Here is an 18,349-nt window from a genome sequence, read left to right as displayed (position 1 = left end):
TCGGTTATGATAAGGAATGCGGGTGCGCGTACGTGTAGAAAGGTTACCGGATGGTGCGAGTGAAGAAGGATGCGGGAGGTATACGGATCTGGCGTAGCAATGAGGTAGCTGGGGTTGAACTATTGCGCGCATCCGGAACGCAGCACCGCTTTCCGAAACACTTTCATGACGCGTATGCGATCCATCTGCATGAACGCGGGACGATGACCTTCCTCTGTGAAAAGCCGCACGAGACTCTTAGGCCCGGGAAGATAAATGTCCTTGCACCCGGTGTCGTTCACATGTGCTCGCCGGGCGATAAGGAGACGTTGAACTACCGTTGCCTGTTCGTATCTCCGGCGTTTCTGCAGTACGCGGTGCTTGATCCAGGAGAGACGCGCCTACCACCCCTTGAGCATTTGCAATGCCTTGGCGATATCCAGCTATTCCAAAACCTTGGCAACGCTCATCGCTCGCTCGAAATAGATGATGGTGGGTTTGAGGGAGAGACGCTGCTTACAAGCGGTCTTGCGGCCCTTGCTGCCTACTCAAGAGGGAAATGGCACGCGACGATCGATGCAGGAAACGAGCCGCGGCATGTCATAACCGTTCGTGAGTTTCTTGACGCCAACTACGACAAGCGCATTACCCTTTCTGAACTCGCGCGGCTGGTCGATTTGAATCCGGTCTACCTTGTGCGATCCTTCCGATCGTCGGTTGGATTGCCGCCACATGCCTACCAACGGCAATTGCGGCTAATCCAGGCTCGGCAATTGCTTCGGTCAGGCATTCCGCCGGCGGAGGTGGCTGGCGTTGTTGGCTTTGCGGATCAGAGTCATCTTTCGCGCTTGTTTAAGCAAACGACCGGAGTTACCCCCATTTCCTATGCGCGAGGTTTATAGCGTTCAAGACGGTTGAGCGTTCGTATGTTCTTCTGCTTTTGCGGCTTCTTTTGAGAGACCGCCCGCGGCCTAGGTGAGGCATGCGAAAATTAAAGCAATTGGAGGACAATTATGCCAGCGATAGAAAATCTCGGGTTGTTCGTCGGCTCCGCCTTGACACTACTTCTGATTCCAGGTCCTGCAGTTCTGTATATTTTTGCCCGATCGCTCGAGCAGGGCCGCCTCGCAGGCTTTGTTTCGATCCTGGGGATTCATGTTGCAACGCTCGTACATGTCATCATCGCAGCGCTGGGTTTGTCAGCGGTTTTAGCATCGTCGGCTCTGGCGTTTGGCGCCATCCAGTACGCGGGAGCGGCCTACTTGGTCTGGCTTGGGCTGAGGAGGATTTTGGGCCGGAGCCAGATTCCCGACGACAATGTCACAATCAATGCGAATGGTTATTGGCGCCTGCTGCGGGATGGGTTTGTCGTCAATCTGCTCAACCCTAAGACTGCCCTTTTCTTCCTGGCTTTCCTACCTCAATTTGTCGATGTAAGCCTCGGCCAAGTAGCGACGCAAATCGCTTTTCTCGGCTTGGTCTATACTCTGCTTGGTATTATGACCGATGGCGGCTATGCGCTTGCCGCTGGCTTTGGAGGCGATTACCTGAGGCGCAATCGGGACTTTCTCACAGCCGAACGCTATGTTAGTGGGTGCCTCTTGATCGGTCTTGGAATAACGGCTGTCTTTGCGGGAAATCAAGTCCATAGAACCTAGAGAGATCGAGTCAGTGTGAATAGATGGCGTGGTTGCCGCTCTACCCGTGGAGTTTCACTTCGCGATATGCGATCTCTTCTGGATTGCAGGGCGACTGACCAGTTCATCAGCAGCAATTATGCTCTTTTGGCTGGCCGCTACACGTGGCTTGCGACCACCGCTGTGTGGGCATACAGCGTGGAAACAAAACCGACCCGGCTGCGCTGTTCAAGTGCACGACACAAGAGGATATGACCATGGCAACATCCCGACGACCGTCCAATCCCAAAGTCGCAGCCGAGGCGCTGTTCAAACCGGCAACGAAGGTCGCAGCGCCGGCCGTTGAGCGGCCTGCAATCCCTAACACCAAGGAACTTGTATCATTGAAGATCGACAGCGATGTCCTCGCGCATTTTCAGGCAGACGGTCCTGGCTGGCAAGAGCGCATCAACGATACCTTGCGAGCAGCAATGAATGTGTCCAATTAAGCTCTTAATGGGATATTGTGCGACGACCCGGTAGTTGAATGCTTATGGGATCCGTCAAGTGTTCCATGCTTGAAACTAAGAAGTCCAGTCTTCCACTCGTAATCCGGGTAGGCGATCAAATTCACGACGATTATTGGTAACCATAACCAATCCGCGCGAGCGCGCGTGCCCCGCAATCAACTGATCATATGGACCGATCGGAGTGCCACTGCGCGCCAGTTCGGCTCGCAATTGACCCGTATGGCTTGCTGCTAATTCATCGTATGGGAGCACCTCGAGGCGCGCCGCGAAGCCCTCCACAACAGAAAGGTTCTTTTCTGGACTGGCTGACTTTTCCGCTCCGTAAATCAATTCCATTAGGCTGACCGAGCTGATGCAAAGCTGATCATGTGAGCGATTGAATGCATCGCGCACTTGCTGAGGTCGATTCTTGATCGTAAAAATGCAGATGTTGGTATCCAGCATATACTTTAGCATTAGAATGCATCGCGCTCCTGCGGAGCAGCCTGGTCACGCTCAATCATAAAGTCGGATGTCACCTCCGCCCCTTCAAACCAACTGTCCCAGATCTCACCGGCGGGTGCGATGATGCGAGTGCGTCCCACCGCAACGATATCGACACGCTTTACGTCATCAGGCAAAGCGACCGCCTTTGGCAAACGTATTGCCTGGCTCCGATTGCTCTGGAATACTGCACCTTGCTCCATCTACATCCCTCCGGATTGCATCAATAACTGCGTAGCCTATATCGTTCTTCGCTTGGGATATGTCAATGGGATATACATTGTAGGTCTGCTTAGGCACCTGCGATCAGCATTGCAACCAGTCGTCTTTGCCTTGAACCATACGAACCGCTGACCCGGTAGTTTATGACTTGGCGGCCGGTTCGGGCCTGGCGCCAAGTCTTTATGGTTTCCTTCAGCCAGCCTGGGTCTGGTTTACCGACACGGAAGTGAGACCGTGTTTTTTCCGCATCAGATCCGACGCCCGCTCACCGATGACAACACAGGGCGCCATCGTGTTGCCGATGGTGATCCGGGGCATGATCGACGAATCTGCGATGCGAAGTCCCTCAATGCCGTAGACTTTGAGCTCATTGTCGACCACGGACATGCTGTCACGTCCCATCTTGGCGGTGCCAGATTGATGCCAATAGGTGACGGCCGAGCGTCGGATGAATTCGATCATGCCTGATTTGTCGCGTGGGCCCGGCGCGCTCTCGTGTGACACGAGTGGCGTGAAACCGTCACTGTTCCCGAGATCGCGACATAACTCGACTGCCGCCAGAGCCGCCGCCATGTCTTCCGGTTCGCTGAGCGAATTCGGCTCGATCAAGACGGGATCATCAACGTCGGGACCAGAGAGCCGTAGCCAACCGCGGCTTTTCGGCTGGGCAAGACCGTTGAACATCGTCCATCCGTGCTCCGGCGTTTCGAGACCCGTTTCGGCCGGAGAAGGCACTGCGAATTCCAGTTGGCACTGAAGAATGTCCGGGCTGGACAGACGCGCGTCACTCTTCCAGTAGATATTTGCCTCGCAACCGCTACCACCGATTGCTTCTGGCTTCCGGTAGGCCCAGGTGCATCCGAACGCGATATGGTCTTGATGATTGCGACCGACGCCCGGCAGATGTTGCACGACGGGAATGCCATGCGATCGCAGCTCGTCTTCCGGGCCGATACCGGACTGCATCAGGATCTTCGGCGTATTGATCGCTCCAAGGGACAGCACCGTTTCGCAATACGCCATGAACTGGCGCCGCTGACCGTCGATCACAGCTTCGACTCCCCTCACCCGCTTGCCGTCGAGGATGAGACGCGTGACTAGCGCATCGGTGATAACGGTCAGGTTCGGGCGCGCCAGCAGCGGACGGACATAGGAGCCGAAGACAGACTCCCGCTTGCCATCCCGGATGCGAAGTTCAGTGATGGATGCGCCTCCGGACGATTCCATCATCTCGCCGTTGGTTGAATCAAAGATTAGAACGCCCACGGCCGACGAAGCGCTCAGCAAGGCTTGCGCTATCGGCTGGGGAGACAACGGCTGCGCCACATGGACGGGCCCGCCCGTTCCGCGACGAAGTACGTCCCTGGCGCCCTGCCAGTCTTCTATCCGGCGATAGTAGCCGAGGACGGACTCATAGCCCCACGCGTCATCGCCTGCCTCGGCGGCGAAGTGGTCCCAATCCGCCTTGTGACCTCTTGCCCATACCATGACATTGATGCTCGAACCGCCGCCGAGCCCTTTGCCCATGCTTAAGGGAAGCCGCCGGCCATCCAGACCCGCCGTCGGCTGACCGACGAAGCCCCAGTCCCGGCTCGATCCAAGGTTGAGCGGCCATTGTGCAGGATTCGATACGGTTTCAGATTGATCATCGCCACCTGCCTCGAGCAGGAGAACGCTGGCGTTAACATCCTCCGCCAGTCGCGCCGCGACAACCGAGCCGCTGGACCCGGCGCCGCAGACGATGAAGTCAAAGACATCGCAGACGGCATTATGCGAAAAAGATGAATTAGCGGGTACATTCTTGTCATTGATAGGCAGTTTCACGTGGGGACCTCCGTGAATTGGTTCAGTTAGATTTTTTGGCATCCGGGTCGCGAGAGACGAGGAGATGGCAACGCATACCGATCGCGTATCTCTCGCTCTCACAGCAAGTCGCTTCGGCCGCGCGAGCGGCTTAGCGCGCTTGTACCGGCGCTATCGAGACAGTTGTTGACAGTCCCGATAGCCCGAAATCGATCATTTCGTCTTCGCAGAGGCCGCCTTTGCGGCCTGATCGATGGTATCGGCGATGACCGCCGGCTGCGTCATGAACAGGGCGTGGCTTGCCGATACCTTGGTGATCTTGGCACCGATGCGCTCGGCCATATGGATCAGCATGGCCTGGTCGAAGGCCTTGTCCTCGGTGGCAATGACGGCCCAGCTGGGCTTGCTGCGCCAAGCGGCGTTTTCGAGCTTCGTCGCGAACGCCGACATATTGATCGGAACCTGCGCGTCCCTCATGAAGGCAACATCGGCGTCGCTGACGTCATGCGCAAACCCTGCCTTGAACTTTTCCGGGCTGACGTAGCCAAAGCCATCTTTCGTGGTCTCGATGACGAACTCGGATGCCGGCGCAAATCCTTCGTATTGCTGGGCCGTTGACTCGCCGGCATCCGGGGAGAGCGCAGAGACATAGACGAGGCCCGCAACCTTGGCATCGATGCCGGCTTCCGTGATGACCGTACCACCCCAGGAATGTCCGACGAGGATGACCGGGCCATCCTGCCGTTCCAGCGCACGCTTGGTGGCGGCGACATCATCTGCCAGAGAGGTCAGAGGGTTCTGGACGATGGTGACGCGATAGCCGCGCTTCGTCAGATTGTCGTAGACACCCTTCCAGCCAGAACCGTCGGCAAACGCACCGTGAACCAGGACGACGTTTTTAACGGATTGGCCCTGCGGCAACACCTCAGCAGCCTGAGCCGGCAAAGCGGTCGAAAGGGAAGTTGCTGCTGCGATTGCAGACAGAGCGGTGATGAACTTGCGTGTCATGGCTTTCTCCTCTTCTTAATTGCGATAAGTGTTATCGCGATATCTATTTAGTTTCATATCTTGTCATGTGCGTCAACATCTTTCTTATCGCGATACTGGTTTTCGTGATAAGTTCGATTATATGGAGGTCGACAGGAGTTTAGAATGACCCAAGGCCATAACGATCCCCCGCCCCTACGCAACCAGCTCTGCTATGCGATTTACACAGCCGGCATCGCGATCCAACGCGCATACAAACCCTTGCTTGACGAGCTTGGACTGACCTATCCGCAATATCTCGTCCTGAACGTTCTCTGGGCGAAGGACGAGCAGACGGTGGTGTCGATTGCCGACCAACTTGCTCTTGAATCCAGTACGCTGACACCGCTGTTAAAACGCCTGGAGGCCGCCGGGCTCGTGCGTCGGACGCGCAACGCTAACAACGAGCGTCAGGTTCTCGTGGCTTTGACAGATCAGGGCCGTGCCTTGCAGCACAAGGCAGGCTGCCTCAGCGATACCCTGCTTGCAGCCTCGACCCAGACACCGCCGGAACTCGCTGCCTTGAACCGCGATGTTCGGCACCTGCGTGATGCGATCTACTCCCGGATCGGCGGGGGGGGCGCACCCGCCCGACCTGAATTGCCGGTAGATGGCCAATGCTAAGCGGTCGGAACCGTCCCGCCGTCTATCACATGCTCGGTCCCGGTGATGGATGCTGCTCGATCAGATGCCAGGAAAGCGATGAGATCGGCGACTTCTTCCGGCTTTGCCGGTCGTCCGAGCGGTATGCCGCCGAGCGAGTTCATGATCACCTGCACTGCTGCATCGTAATCGATACCAGCTTCCTTGGCGATACGCAGGGCAAGACCGTTGGCACCCGGATCGGCGATCCAGCCGGGAGAGACACGCACCACTCGCACGCCCTTTGGAGAAACCTCCTTGGAGATGCTCTTGCTGTAGGTGTTAAGTGCTCCTTTGGCCGAAGCGTAGCCAGTGGTCGCCTCAGGTAGCGGAAGGTTTCTCTGAATTGAGGTGACGTGGATGACGACACCGCTCCCCTGCGCGATCATTCCGGGAATGAGAGCGCGATCCAATCTGACGGCCGGGAAGAAGTTGAGGTTGAACTCTCTCTCCCATTCATCTTCGGTGAGCGCGGCGAAGCCGCCTGACGGGGCCGAAGAGCCGCCCAGCATGTTCACAAGGATATCGAGGCCGCCGAGGTCTCTCTGCACCGCGTCGACCACGGTCTTAACCCCGGCCGTGGTGGTCAGGTCGGCTTCGACGAATGCCGCTCTGGAGAAGTCGGCAGGCTTCTTACGAGCGGTGGTCAGTACACGTGCTCCAAGCTCTTTGAACAGCGCTACGGTTGCGGCTCCGGCACCCGAGGTGCCGCCGGTGATCAGGGCGCGACGACCCTGCAAGGTGAGGAACTGTGTCATACGGTGATCTCCAGTTCAGCGACCTTGTCGTTCGCGAGAGCGAACAAGAAGCGCAGATCAATGGGGCTACCCGGGAAGTCGCCAACAGCATGGGCGGTGACCTGGGTTTTCCCGTTTTCGATGGCAATCAAGAAGGGTTCTACCGTGTAGCTGTATTGCTGAGCTTCATCAGCCATCCAGGCGCGGATGGCATCACGGCCTCGGTGCATGTGGCCTTTATCTTTAACGATGCCGTCTTCGGTGAATGTGGCAGCGATAGCATCCGGGCTGCCTGTGCGGTCGGCCTCGAAATACGCTTCGATGGCCTTTGGTAGATTGATTGTCATTGGTTCCTCCAATCCTGATCCAGCCTCTGCCAGCTGAGGGCGCGGCCCCCTTAAGAGGTCGATGACGGTAATGTAAGACAACTTGGTTGACACGATAACTAGGATAAAAGAGGATGAGGGATTGCGAAAAGAGGGATAATGACGCGCTCTGTACTTGTCGATCTGGACGCCGTTCTCAGCATCGCGCGCCTTGGCTCGTTTCGGGCTGCCGCGCTCGAGCTCGGCATGTCCACCACAGCATTAAGCAATGCCGTTGCAAAGCTTGAGCAGCGTCTCGGCGTTCGCCTGTTCAACCGCACAACGCGTAGCGTCTCGCTCACCGACGCGGGAAAAACCTTTGCCGAGCGGGTTGGACCGGCAATGATGGACATCCACGATGCTATGCTCACCGTCCAATCTCTTCAGGAAACTCCAGCAGGCACATTGCGCATCAATGCCTTCGCGACGGCAGCCCGAGAGGTGATGGAACCGCTCATATTGTCGTTCATGCAGCGCTACCCTCAGGTGCATATCGATCTGGTCACGGAGGGACGAATCGTTGACATCGTTGCGGCGGGCTTCGACCTGGGCTTGAGGCCGGCCGATCTGGTGCCGACCGACATGATCGCTGTGCCACTCGGTACCAATCGAAGTAATGCCGTTGTCGCATCACCAGACTTCTTGCGCATTCATGGCACGCCAACCGCACCATCCGACCTGTACCGGTTTCGCTGCATCCGCGTGCGTATGCCCAACAACGCCTTGTTTCGGTGGAAATTTGAGAAGGATGGGAACGCTGTCCAGATCGATGTGCAAGGCTCGATCACCCTCGACGAGTCAAGCTTGGTCAGGATAGCCGCTCAGAATGGGGTTGGACTCGGATACGTCATGGAAGCGGATGTGCGCGACGACATAGCGGCGGGCAAACTGGTGCGCGTTCTCGAGGACTGGACACCCTCACTGGCCCCGCTCGCATTGTATTATCCTGGCCGGAAAAATCCGCCGGCTGCCTTCAGTGCGTTCATTCAGGCTGCCCGCGATTTTGCACATGGGGGATAGCCTCGGAATATCGTGCCACCCTGCGCGAGACGGGTGGCGGTACAAAGAATGCGTTACCGGGGCGCGTGCCACCAATTCAATTTTGCGAGCGGCGGAAAACTTTCCTGGATCCTTGGTGCCCCCCCGCCCACTGTGCAGGAGCCTGGCGTGCATCTCACGGATAAGACGCAACGACATGGGCAACGTTTCCAGCCGCTCTAAACCATACATCATAGCGTCAACATAGTTGGATACTTCACGGATATCATCAACCGGCTGCCCGGCTTGAGCTTTGGTCCAGGCGGCGTAGGCGCCGAGTACGATAACTATGCGCCATTAGAAGTGACACGCCCGTTACATCCCTTGTTAAAGCTCGCCCCCTGTTCCCGCTCGCCCTCGGCACTGGTGCCGAAAGAAACGGAATGAGCATGATCAAACACGACCTTTCATCACGACATTTTCAGCGAAAAATTTCGGAATTCTGCGAGCTTCGCATCGCTCCAATCGCATCCAGGCGAGTGTTGGAGAATATACGGCCTTATCTGGCCAGTTTGATCATCTATCGGAAATCGCCCCGCTTCTGAATGGCCATATCGACTGGACGATGATCAGTCAGGCCTGCGGGATCGAAGCCGAGTTGACGGCAGAACTGAAAAAGCAGCTCCGGCCAGGCCTGGATGCAATCATCCGCTGGCTCGGCGCACCACCAGTGGCCGAAGAACGACGGCCGCCAAAACCGACAGTTAGCTCGGGCAAAATGGCGCCCGCCAGGAAGGCAGCTTCCGCACGCTCCGCCCGACAGCCACCACGCGCGGCGCTACGGAGACTCGAAGCTACGCAAAGTTCCCTATTTAAGACTACCGCGAGCACCTGCACAGGTGCTCGCCACTCTATCTTCAATTGTTACCGACTATGCTTCTGTCAAGGCCGCAGCAACGTCGCGGCCGGCCTCGTAAAACTCTTACGCCCGCGCTTGAAACCCATAGCAGGTTCGCGCAGCCCGCCGAAGACCTCGGTCTCATCCTCGCCTTCCATGACGACGATATCGGCTATCGCCCCGACGGCCAGCCCGTAACCTTCGATCCGCATCAACCGGGCTGCATCCTCTGAGACAAGATCCAGACAGGCTGCAAAATCCTCCGGCCCGAGATGCATGACATTGGCGTAGAGATTGGCCATGCGCAGCAGCGAACAGTCGCCGAAGGGTGTGAACGGGTTGAGAATATTGTTGCTGGCGATGGATGCGGTGACGCCCCGATCCCTCAGTATATGCACGGGTGCAATACCTCGAACGGCGCGAAAGCCGGCTTCCCGGCCGTTCAGATAGAGATCGGTCGACGGCAGCGCCGTCACCCCGACGCCCGCCTGGCGCAACCGCGAAACCCGACGTTCGAATGCTGCCTCGTCCATTGCCGCAAGCTTGGTAGCGTGGCCGACAGTCACCCTGCCCCGCCAATCGGCCCCCTCCGTCCGCTCGCAAATCTCCTCCAGATGCCCCCAGCTCGGATCGAGGTCGAAGTCCAGATGAAAATCCAGATCCACGTCATGCCGCGTGGCCATGGTGAAAAGCCGCGCCATTTGGCCGGACGGATCGCTGTCGGTATAGGGGCAGCCACCGAGAAGGTCCGCGCCCTCCCCAAGCGCCTGCTCCAGCAGGTCCTCCGTGCCAAGATCGTTGGTCAGGCCTTCTTGCGGGAAGACGCAGATGGAAAGATCGAGCGCGAAGGCATAATCCTGTCTCAACCGCTTTATCGCCTCGAAGCTGCGCAGACCCGCCCGCGGATCGACCTCCACATGGGTGCGCATATGCATCGTACCTTTGGCAATCGCCATCTCTATCGTCCGCGCCCCGCGGGCATAGACGTCGTCGACCGTATAGTCCCGCTTCAGACGGCCAACCGCGGCAATCGCCCCCTTCCGCCCCCCCCCGGCGTTGCCGCAACGGCAGAGCAGACAGGACTTGTCCAGAGGCACATGAGTGTCGACGAAGCCCGGCAGCCCCAGCCCCCCGCCAATCGGCTCATCCTCGCGGCCCGCCCCGGCGGCGATCCGGCCGATGGCGGCGATGCGGCCATCGATGATGCCTATATCCTGCAGCAGGGCACGCCCCCTCAGGCGCACGTCACGCAGCACGAGATCGAAGGATTCTTGAAATGACATATTGCGACCCGAGGGGAAATTTTTGTAACACTGACTGTATGCACTTTTGATACAAAATTCGCAACACCCGTGGAGATATCGATGCAAGAGACAACAGAACGCGACCTGCAGGCAGTAAAGGACTATCTCGCTGCCTCCATGGCGCCCGATCCGGTTCGCGCCGCGACCTATGTCGCTCCCGGCTTCACCTGCCGCTTCACCGGCAACCGGCTTTTTGACACGCCAAGCGGCCCGACCAGCTTCAATGCCTCCCGCTACAAATGGGTGAAAAAACGCATAGAGCGCTATGACGTCGTGCCGGGCGAAACCGAAACCATCATCTACAGCCTGGGCTATCTCCACGGCGAATGGCCGGACGGCACCCCTTTCGACAACAACCGCTATATCGACCGGTTCACAGTACGCGACGGCCTGATCATCGACACCGACGTCTGGAACGACAGCGCCGAATGGATACTCGACCCGTCCATCGCCCGCTGAATGACCGTTGAAGGGGCCATCAGGCCTTTTCAGTCTGCATAGGGCGCCAGGATATCCATCAAGTCGCGTGGCTTGGCGCCCGAGCTTTGCAGCAATGCCCGCGAGGCAACCGCCTCCAGATGTTCGCCCATCATCGCCTCCGCCTTTTCCGCCGGCCCGGTGCGGATCGCCTCGATCAATTCGAGATGTTCGCTGACTGCGCAGTCGGAGGAATGTGGTCGTCCGAAGACGGCAAGCGACAGGCCTGCGCGATAGCAGATTTCCGTGACATAGCGGATCAGGATCGGCTTGCCGGTCATCTCCGCCAGAAGCACATGAAACTCGGTGGCGAGCCGGATCGAAGCACCTTCAGGCCCGTGCCGCGCGCCGTGCTCGGCCTCCACGATTGCTTTCAGCTGCTTCGCCTGCGCATCCGTCAGCTTGCCCGCGAGACGCCTCACCACCTGCTTTTCCAGATCAAGACGGATGTCGAAAATATCCCGCGCATCCTCGAAGGACGGCGTGGCGACCACAGCGATGCGGTTGCGCCGCAGATCGACAAGACCTTCCGCCGCAAGCTGGCCGAGCGCATGGCGGGCAATAGTGCGACTGACACCGAACCGCTCACCGAGCGAATCCTCCGGCAGCCGGTCACCCGGGTGCAGCGCCCGCTCGATGATGGCACGGCGCAAGCCCGTACAGATCGCCGCGACGCGATCCCCTTCACTTCTTGCCGAACCCTTGCTGCCCGCCATCACCGACCCTCTTCTTCCGGTCAATCGATAAGCGAGGCGACGGCAAAGATCAACTCGGCACGCTGCCGCATTTAAATGCAAATGAAATCGAAAATGCACAAAACAATTGCATACAGTTATTGCATTCACTTTTACAGATAATGAATCCATCCTGGAACGCAACAATTCCGCACTTCTAGAAACTGGCACGCTCATTGCATGCACTTTTCGGAAACGCTTTCAATGGTGATCTGATGCTGACTGTTCCTCAACCGACGACATACGCCCCTCCCGCCGTGGAGCTCTCCCAGGCAGCCGTCTGCTTCGGCCGGCAGGAAAAAGCCGTCGTTGCGCTGCAGGAGACCAGTCTGCGCATTGCCGATGGGGAATTCGTGGCACTCGTCGGCCCGTCCGGCTGTGGCAAGTCGACGATCATGCGGCTCGCCGCCGGCCTGCTGCAGCCGACCAGGGGCGCGGTCATCGTCGGCGGCCGCGAAGTCGACGCCAAGGCGCTGCGCATCGGCATGGCTTTCCAGAACCCTACCATGCTCCCCTGGCTGACGATCGAGCGCAATGTCATGTTGCCGCTCAAGATCGTAAAGCCGTTCCGTTCCGAATACCGGGCGAAGAAGAACGGTGACTACCGCGATCGGGTGCGTGCGCTGCTTACCGATGTCGGGCTCGACAAATTTGCCAACCACTACCCGTGGCAGCTTTCCGGCGGCATGCTCCAGCGCGCCAATCTCTGCCGCGCGCTCGTCCACGAGCCGAACCTGCTCCTGCTCGACGAACCTTTTGGCGCGCTCGATCAATTTACCCGCGAAGAACTATGGGGCACGATGCAGTCGCTCTGGATGAAGCGCAAGCCGACCGTCCTGCTCATCACTCATGACCTGAAGGAAGCGGGCTTCCTCGCTTCACGTATCTGCGTCATGAGCGCAAGGCCCGGTCGCATCATTGATGACAGCACGGTCGATTTCCACCGCCCCCGCACCATTGAGATGACGTTCGAGCACGATTTCGTCGCGCTCAACCAGCGCCTGCGTGAACTCATCATCAATGCCCGCTCCGACACCGCAATCCAGGGAGCCTGATCCATGAGCTATGCATTGCGCCGCCGCTTCTGGGCAGCCGCCCTCATCGTCGCCTTCTTTGGCCTGTGGGAAATCCTATGCCTCGTACTGCAGGTGTCCGATCTCGTCCTGCCTCGTCCGAGTCAGGTCTTCGATACGCTCATCGACCGCTTGCCCATCCTCATGCCGCATATCATCCAGACGCTCTGGACGACGATGGTCGGCTTTGTCCTCGGCGTAGCCGTCGGCGTCGTCATCGGCGCTGCGATCGGCGTGTCGCGCACGGCCTATGATACGGCCTATCCGCTGCTGATCGGTTTCTCGTCGATCCCCAAGGTCGCGGTGGTGCCGATCTTCGTTCTGTGGTTCGGCTCCGGCTCGGTGCCTGCAATCCTGACCGCGCTCGCCATGTGCTTCTTCCCGATCGTCGTCAACATCGCCACCGGCCTTGCGACAACCGAGCCGGAACTGGAGGATGTCCTGAAATCGCTGGGCGCCAGCAAACTCGACATCCTGTGGAATGTCGGCCTGCCACGCACCATGCCCTTCTTTTTCGCCTCGCTGAAGATTGCCGTCACCTTCGCTTTCGTCGGTTCCGTCCTGTCGGAAACCGTCGCCTCGAACCGCGGCATCGGCAATGTCATGATGTCGGCCTCGTCCAATTTCGATGTGCCGCTGGTCTTTGCCGGCCTCTTCATCCTCGCCCTTCTGGGTGTGCTTCTCTACGTCGCCTTCTCGCTCATCGAGGTGCGCGTCACGGGCTGGGCCGTCCGCGGCCAGGATTTCACTGCCGCCTGAATATCTACTTAAAACAAATGGAGCCAGACATGCTGAAGAAACTGATCTCGACTCTTGCGCTTGGCCTTTGCCTCGGCGGTGTCGCCCGGGCTGACACGGATATCAAGTTCACCCTCGGCTGGAAGACGCAAGGCTCGGACGCCCCCTTCCTGCTCGCCATGCAGAAGGGCTACTTCAAGGACGAAGGCCTCAATGTCACGATCGACCAGGGCGAGGGTTCGGCCGCCACGGTCACCCGCATCATGTCGGGCGCCTACGATGCCGGCTTCGGCGATATCAATGCCATCATCCAGAATGCCGCCACCCGGCCGAACGAAGTGCCGGTCATGGTCTACCAGCTCTGGAGCAAGCCGCCCTTCGCCATCGTCAGCAAGAAGGAAAGCAACATCACCAAGCCGGCCGATCTGGAAGGCAAGAAGCTCGGCGGCGCACAGGGCACGCCCACCACCCGCCTCGTCAACGTGCTCGGTTCGATCAACAAGGTCGACATGACCAAGGTCGCAATCGAGAACATGGGCCCCAACCTGCAGGAGCCGATGCTGATCAAGGGTGATATCGACGGCGCGCTCGTCTTCAATATCACCAGTTGGTTCAACCTCATCAACAACCGCCAGGACCCGGCAAAGGACTATAACTGGCTATCCTTCGGCGATTATGGCCTGGATCTCTATGCCAACGGCATGATGGTGTCGCAGAAACTCGTCAAGGAAAACCCGAAGGCCGTGGAAGGACTGGTGCGCGCGGTCAACAAGGCCACCAGGGAAATCGCCGGCAATTCCAGGGCAGGCATCGAGGCCATCATGGCCTATGACAATCTCGCCAAGGAAGAGCTCGAATTGGCGCGCATGAAATTCTCCTACGAGAACCTGATCATCTCGCCTGAAGTCGACAGGCTCGGTCTCGGCGATGTCGATGACGCCCGCCTGGCCCGCTCGATCGATATCGTTGCCGAAGGCTACCAGCTACCGTCGAAGCCGAAGCCGGAGAATGTCTTCTCGCGTCAGTTCCTGCCGTCGTTGGCCGAGCGCAAGCTCGTCTACAAGGTCGATTGATTGACGGAAACACGCCTCCCTGGCCGGAAATGTCCGGCCAGGCTATGAAGAGAGGAAATTTCATGTCGCTAAATGTGCCGCTAGCAGCCCGGCCGGGAATGGTCACCAGCCCGCATCCCCTGGCAAGCGAAGCCGGCGCAGCGGTGCTGAGGCGCGGCGGCAACGCCATCGAGGCCGCCGTTGCGATCGCCGCGACACTTGCGGTGGTGATGCCGCATTTTTGCGGTCTGGGCGGCGATGCTGTATGGCTGGTTGCAGACAGACAAGGCCTCCGCCGGTCGTTTCTCGGGATAGGTCAGGCCGCGGCGGTCCTTCCTGATTATCATACGCCGGTCCCGTTGCGTGGCTCCGCTTCCATGATCACAACCGCCTGCGCGGTGGATAGCTGGGGGCATGCCCTGACATTTGGGCAGCAGCATTGGCAAGGGCGCGAACAGCTTTCAGATCTCCTGACGCCGGCTATCGCTTTTGCGGAAAACGGCTACCGGCCGAGTCACTCGCAAGATTTCTGGCTCGAATTCAGACGCGCCGAGATAGCCGGCTGGCCGGGTTTCGCGGCCGCATTTGATCATCCCGGGAGCAGGGGTATTTTCACGCAAAGTTCACTCGCTCGGACGCTTCGCCATGTCGCCGAGCATGGCCACCGTTCCTTCTATGAGGGAGAGTTGGCGGCACGCTTCGGAGAGGCGATGGCTTCGCTAGGGTCGCCGATCACTGCCACCGACTTGCGGCTTACCCGCACCCGCGATGCCGAACCCGTGTCGCAGGACTATCGCGGCGTAACACTGCTCGCGCCGCCCCCGCCAACGCAGGGGGTTTCCACACTCGCAATCCTTGGCATTTTGTCCCGGCTGGATCTGGCGGCACTGCCGCCGTCAAGCGCAGCGCGATACCATCTCTTGGTTGAAGCCGTGAAACAGGCGTTCCTCGATCGCGAACACATCGCCGACCCGGATTTTGTTGACGACAATACCCCCGGCCTTCTTGACCCGATGCGACTTGAGAAGAAAGCCCGGGCCATCGACCGCGAGCGGGCCCTCGAGTGGCCGCATCCTTACCAGCATGGCGACACGGTCTTCTTTGCGGCAACCGACGAGCAAGGACGCTGTGCAAGCGTGCTTCAGAGTACCTATTTCGACTGGGGCAGCGGCGTGGTCGTAGGCGATAGCGGAATCATCTGGCAGAACCGTGGTGCGGCGTTTTCAGTTGCGTCCGGCCATCCGAACGCCATCCGGCCAGGAAAGCGCCCGTTCTACACCCTGAACCCCGGCATCGCATTCAAGGATGGAGTGCCCCATATGCTTTACGGAACGCAAGGGGCTGATGGCCAGCCGCAGACATTGTCGCTGCTGCTCACCGGCCTGCTCGACTACGGCATGACGCCCACACAGGCTCTGGCCCAGCCTCGTTTTCTGCTTGGGCGCACCTTTTCCGACGTCCACAACAGCCTGAAGGTCGAGCAGTCGCTTGGCGGAAACATCATCGCGCAACTCGCTGCGCTCGGCCATGACGTTATATCGCTGCCGGCACTTTCGCCAATTTTCGGCCAAGCGGGAATCATCTGCATGCGCGATGATGGACGGATCATCGGGTCCCACGATCCGCGTGGGGAGGGTGTCGCTATTTGTGTTTCCACAAATTGAAAATCGGCAACGCGGTTTCCATGATGGTGCAACAATTCACAACATGGAGTCTTCCCAGACCTCAAAGAGTATCAAATGGTTTTCCGGCCATCGGCGCGATTTTCGTGAGGTGCGCGAGAACGCTGGCGATTGATGCAAAACTACCTGAGCCAATCACGATGCGACGCTTTCCGCCTGCAATAACTTTTGCAACGTCGCGGACGGATTGCCTGTCTGTGCGTCTGCGCAACGCCGTCAACTGTTCAATCTGGCGGTTGAGTGCCGCGTCGGATGGCCGGTCGGCTCCGCTTTCCTGTTGATGAACAACGCTGACCTCGGGTGCCGGCAGCTTGCTCATGAATCGGGTTCGGATTTCCTGTCGCATGGTGATGTCTCTTGACACTTCGATCTCCCCCTCAAGCGGAGCGTCGTTGCGCGCACCGTCAGCCTGAGACACGTCACCGCCGGCTGGGGACGAGCCGGCCGTGTTCTTCGCCGAAGCCGACTGGATAAAGAGGTCCGGTCGCGCAATGCCGTGCCGTTGGACAAGACGCTCCACTACAAGGTCGGCCGCCTGTCGCGTTTAGAAAACTGCCGTGGTCGTAACCCTGTCGTCGGCCATCGGTCAGCCTTCAGTTTGCTTGAGTACATGATCAAACGCCTGAAGAAGCGGGTAGTTTCGCTTTGGAGGTCCCAAACACGGCTAGCACTTGGATGCAGCTCCAAAAACTGATATGTTCCCGTTTCGTTTCCACCAGTGACACGCAAGCGCCATGGATCTCACCACCGTCTCAACCGTCAGGAAAATCATCCATGTGGATATGGATGCCTTCTACGCGTCGGTCGAGCAGCGCGACAATCCGGAGCTTCGTGGCAAACCCCTGGCTGTTGGCGGAGCGGCTGCCCGCGGCGTCGTTGCAGCAGCAAGCTACGAGGCGCGGGAGTTCGGCGTGCGCTCGGCCATGCCGTCGGTCACGGCGGCTCGAAAATGTCCGGATCTGATCTTCGTTAAGCCCAGGTTTGAAGTCTATCGCGCCGTCTCGCAGCAGATCCGTGAGATTTTTGCAGAGTACACGCCGATCATCGAACCCTTGTCGCTCGACGAGGCCTATCTCGACGTGACCGAGAATCTCAAAGACATGCCTATTGCCACTAACATCGCGCTGGAAATCCGCGCCAGGATCAAGGCGGTCACGGGACTGAACGCTTCGGCTGGTATTTCCTATAACAAATTCCTCGCCAAGATGGCGTCGGATTTGAACAAGCCAAACGGCCAGGCAGTCATCACGCCAAAGAACGGTCCGGCGTTCGTCGAGCAGCTCGCCGTCAAGAAATTCCATGGCGTCGGCCCGGCTACGGCGGAAAAGATGCAACGGCTTGGTATCGAGACTGGCACGGATTTGAAGGCAAAGTCCTTACAGTTTCTGGTGGAGCATTTTGGGAAATCGGGCCCGTACTTCTATGGTATTGCCCGGGGCATCGATGACCGGCGGGTTCGGCCGGACCGGGTGCGTAAGTCGGTCGGTGCTGAAGATACATTTACCGCCGACATCAGCGATCTTGATCTCGCAACCAGCGAGCTCCGGCCGCTTGCCGAAAAGGTCTGGGCCTACTGCGAGGCCAAGGGCTTCAGCGGCAAGACGGTGACCGTGAAAATCAAATACTCCGACTTCACCCAGGCGACGCGGAGCAGGACGTCTGCTCTCCCCTATTCGGGCATCAAAGACATTTTCGATGCGGCCAACGCCTTGCTGGCTGGTGTCTATCCGTTCAAGCGCCCGGTCCGGCTCCTTGGTGTAACACTGTCGTCGCTCACCAATGAAAAGGAAGCCGAAGGCGAGGAACAATCGCAGCTCGGCTTGGGTTTGTAGTCAAAGGAACCTGGAACGAATCCAGCAGCGGAAGCCGAAATTCCAAGTTGTGGCAGATGTCGCTCGGGTGGAGCGACATCTGCCATTTCTTCAAGCTCCGACCGGAATCGGGTTATCGATGATCCGTCGATTGAATGCTTCGAAAAGGCCGTGCTCCTTCGCTCCTGGATTGTCATAT

General features: G+C 58.6%; 19 protein-coding genes and 2 pseudogenes. 11 read left to right on the top strand and 10 right to left on the bottom strand.

Going from position 1 to position 18,349, the window contains the following annotated elements:
* The first annotated feature begins 50 nt into the window (after positions 1 to 50).
* The 3 genes from ASB65_RS26140 (at position 51) to ASB65_RS26130 (ending at position 2,104) form a co-directional block, all read left to right on the top strand.
* A complete protein-coding gene (locus ASB65_RS26140; RefSeq protein WP_060725881.1) occupies positions 51 to 881 on the top strand; it encodes a helix-turn-helix transcriptional regulator in 831 nt (276 codons plus the stop codon).
* Positions 882 to 992: 111 nt separating this feature from the next.
* On the top strand, positions 993 to 1,637 hold the full coding sequence (locus ASB65_RS26135) for a LysE family translocator (RefSeq protein WP_060725880.1): 645 nt from the start codon (positions 993 to 995) through the stop codon (positions 1,635 to 1,637).
* A 236-nt stretch (positions 1,638 to 1,873) separates the two neighbouring features.
* Entirely contained in the window at positions 1,874 to 2,104 is a 231-nt protein-coding gene (locus tag ASB65_RS26130; RefSeq protein WP_060726006.1) for a BrnA antitoxin family protein, read from the top strand.
* A 75-nt stretch (positions 2,105 to 2,179) separates the two neighbouring features.
* On the opposite strand, the gene vapC is transcribed toward ASB65_RS26130, so the two are convergent.
* From vapC to ASB65_RS26110, 4 genes are all read right to left on the bottom strand, one after another.
* A complete protein-coding gene (gene vapC, locus ASB65_RS26125; protein WP_060725879.1) occupies positions 2,180 to 2,581 on the bottom strand; it encodes a type II toxin-antitoxin system tRNA(fMet)-specific endonuclease VapC in 402 nt (133 codons plus the stop codon).
* Positions 2,581 to 2,811 (bottom strand): type II toxin-antitoxin system VapB family antitoxin, encoded by a 231-nt coding sequence (vapB, locus tag ASB65_RS26120; RefSeq protein ID WP_060725878.1) that lies wholly within the window; start codon positions 2,809 to 2,811, stop codon positions 2,581 to 2,583. The genes vapC and vapB overlap by 1 nt, the downstream gene beginning before the upstream one ends.
* Before the next feature lie 211 nt (positions 2,812 to 3,022).
* Entirely contained in the window at positions 3,023 to 4,654 is a 1,632-nt protein-coding gene (locus ASB65_RS26115; RefSeq protein WP_060725877.1) for a GMC family oxidoreductase, read from the bottom strand.
* 192 nt (positions 4,655 to 4,846) lie between these two features.
* A complete protein-coding gene (locus tag ASB65_RS26110; protein ID WP_060725876.1) occupies positions 4,847 to 5,641 on the bottom strand; it encodes an alpha/beta fold hydrolase in 795 nt (264 codons plus the stop codon).
* Positions 5,642 to 5,785: 144 nt separating this feature from the next.
* Here ASB65_RS26110 and ASB65_RS26105 point away from each other — a divergent pair, with 144 nt between their 5' ends.
* On the top strand, positions 5,786 to 6,283 hold the full coding sequence (locus tag ASB65_RS26105) for a MarR family winged helix-turn-helix transcriptional regulator (RefSeq protein WP_060725875.1): 498 nt from the start codon (positions 5,786 to 5,788) through the stop codon (positions 6,281 to 6,283).
* Here the strand turns inward: ASB65_RS26105 and ASB65_RS26100 are convergent.
* The gene (locus ASB65_RS26100; RefSeq protein ID WP_060725874.1) at positions 6,280 to 7,059 is read right to left on the bottom strand and encodes an SDR family oxidoreductase; all 780 of its coding nucleotides are present in this window, start codon (positions 7,057 to 7,059) and stop codon (positions 6,280 to 6,282) included. The genes ASB65_RS26105 and ASB65_RS26100 overlap by 4 nt on opposite strands.
* A complete protein-coding gene (locus tag ASB65_RS26095) occupies positions 7,056 to 7,385 on the bottom strand; it encodes a nuclear transport factor 2 family protein (protein ID WP_060725873.1) in 330 nt (109 codons plus the stop codon). Before ASB65_RS26095 ends, ASB65_RS26100 begins: the two co-directional genes overlap by 4 nt.
* Before the next feature lie 138 nt (positions 7,386 to 7,523).
* On the opposite strand from ASB65_RS26095, the gene ASB65_RS26090 reads away from it, so the two are divergent.
* A complete protein-coding gene (locus tag ASB65_RS26090) occupies positions 7,524 to 8,423 on the top strand; it encodes a LysR family transcriptional regulator (RefSeq protein WP_060725872.1) in 900 nt (299 codons plus the stop codon).
* 79 nt (positions 8,424 to 8,502) lie between these two features.
* On the opposite strand, the pseudogene ASB65_RS29055 reads toward ASB65_RS26090, so the two are convergent.
* Both ASB65_RS29055 and ASB65_RS26085 read right to left on the bottom strand, forming a co-directional pair.
* Positions 8,503 to 8,699 (bottom strand): annotated as a pseudogene (locus ASB65_RS29055) (Fic family protein); the annotation flags it as partial.
* Between the two features lie 624 nt (positions 8,700 to 9,323).
* On the bottom strand, positions 9,324 to 10,562 hold the full coding sequence (locus ASB65_RS26085) for an amidohydrolase family protein (protein WP_060725871.1): 1,239 nt from the start codon (positions 10,560 to 10,562) through the stop codon (positions 9,324 to 9,326).
* A gap of 81 nt (positions 10,563 to 10,643) precedes the next feature.
* Here ASB65_RS26085 and ASB65_RS26080 point away from each other — a divergent pair, with 81 nt between their 5' ends.
* Positions 10,644 to 11,042, top strand: coding sequence for a hypothetical protein (locus tag ASB65_RS26080; RefSeq protein ID WP_060725870.1), 399 nt, complete (start codon positions 10,644 to 10,646; stop codon positions 11,040 to 11,042).
* Between the two features lie 29 nt (positions 11,043 to 11,071).
* On the opposite strand, the gene ASB65_RS26075 is transcribed toward ASB65_RS26080, so the two are convergent.
* Complete coding sequence (locus ASB65_RS26075) at positions 11,072 to 11,776, bottom strand: GntR family transcriptional regulator (protein ID WP_060725869.1); 705 nt, start codon at positions 11,774 to 11,776, stop codon at positions 11,072 to 11,074.
* A gap of 233 nt (positions 11,777 to 12,009) precedes the next feature.
* On the opposite strand from ASB65_RS26075, the gene ASB65_RS26070 reads away from it, so the two are divergent.
* The 4 genes from ASB65_RS26070 to ASB65_RS26055 all read left to right on the top strand — a co-directional run bounded on the left by ASB65_RS26070 (position 12,010) and on the right by ASB65_RS26055 (position 16,321).
* A complete protein-coding gene (locus ASB65_RS26070; RefSeq protein WP_060726005.1) occupies positions 12,010 to 12,849 on the top strand; it encodes an ABC transporter ATP-binding protein in 840 nt (279 codons plus the stop codon).
* A gap of 3 nt (positions 12,850 to 12,852) precedes the next feature.
* Complete coding sequence (locus ASB65_RS26065; protein ID WP_020008992.1) at positions 12,853 to 13,626, top strand: ABC transporter permease; 774 nt, start codon at positions 12,853 to 12,855, stop codon at positions 13,624 to 13,626.
* A 29-nt stretch (positions 13,627 to 13,655) separates the two neighbouring features.
* Positions 13,656 to 14,678 carry an ABC transporter substrate-binding protein gene (locus ASB65_RS26060; RefSeq protein WP_060725868.1) on the top strand — a complete coding sequence of 341 codons (1,023 nt, stop codon included), beginning with the start codon at positions 13,656 to 13,658 and terminating at the stop codon, positions 14,676 to 14,678.
* A 62-nt stretch (positions 14,679 to 14,740) separates the two neighbouring features.
* Entirely contained in the window at positions 14,741 to 16,321 is a 1,581-nt protein-coding gene (locus ASB65_RS26055; RefSeq protein ID WP_080868915.1) for a gamma-glutamyltransferase family protein, read from the top strand.
* Positions 16,322 to 16,676: 355 nt separating this feature from the next.
* Here the strand turns inward: ASB65_RS26055 and ASB65_RS26050 are convergent.
* Positions 16,677 to 16,922 (bottom strand): annotated as a pseudogene (locus ASB65_RS26050) (hypothetical protein); the annotation flags it as partial.
* 151 nt (positions 16,923 to 17,073) lie between these two features.
* Between ASB65_RS26050 and dinB the strand changes: the two are divergent.
* Entirely contained in the window at positions 17,074 to 18,171 is a 1,098-nt protein-coding gene (dinB, locus tag ASB65_RS26045; protein WP_060725867.1) for a DNA polymerase IV, read from the top strand.
* Positions 18,172 to 18,349: the final 178 nt, after the last annotated feature.

Source organism: Agrobacterium tumefaciens str. B6, assembly GCF_001541315.1.
Lineage (GTDB): Bacteria > Pseudomonadota > Alphaproteobacteria > Rhizobiales > Rhizobiaceae > Agrobacterium > Agrobacterium radiobacter.
This window is presented reverse-complemented; position numbering and strand designations above follow the sequence as displayed.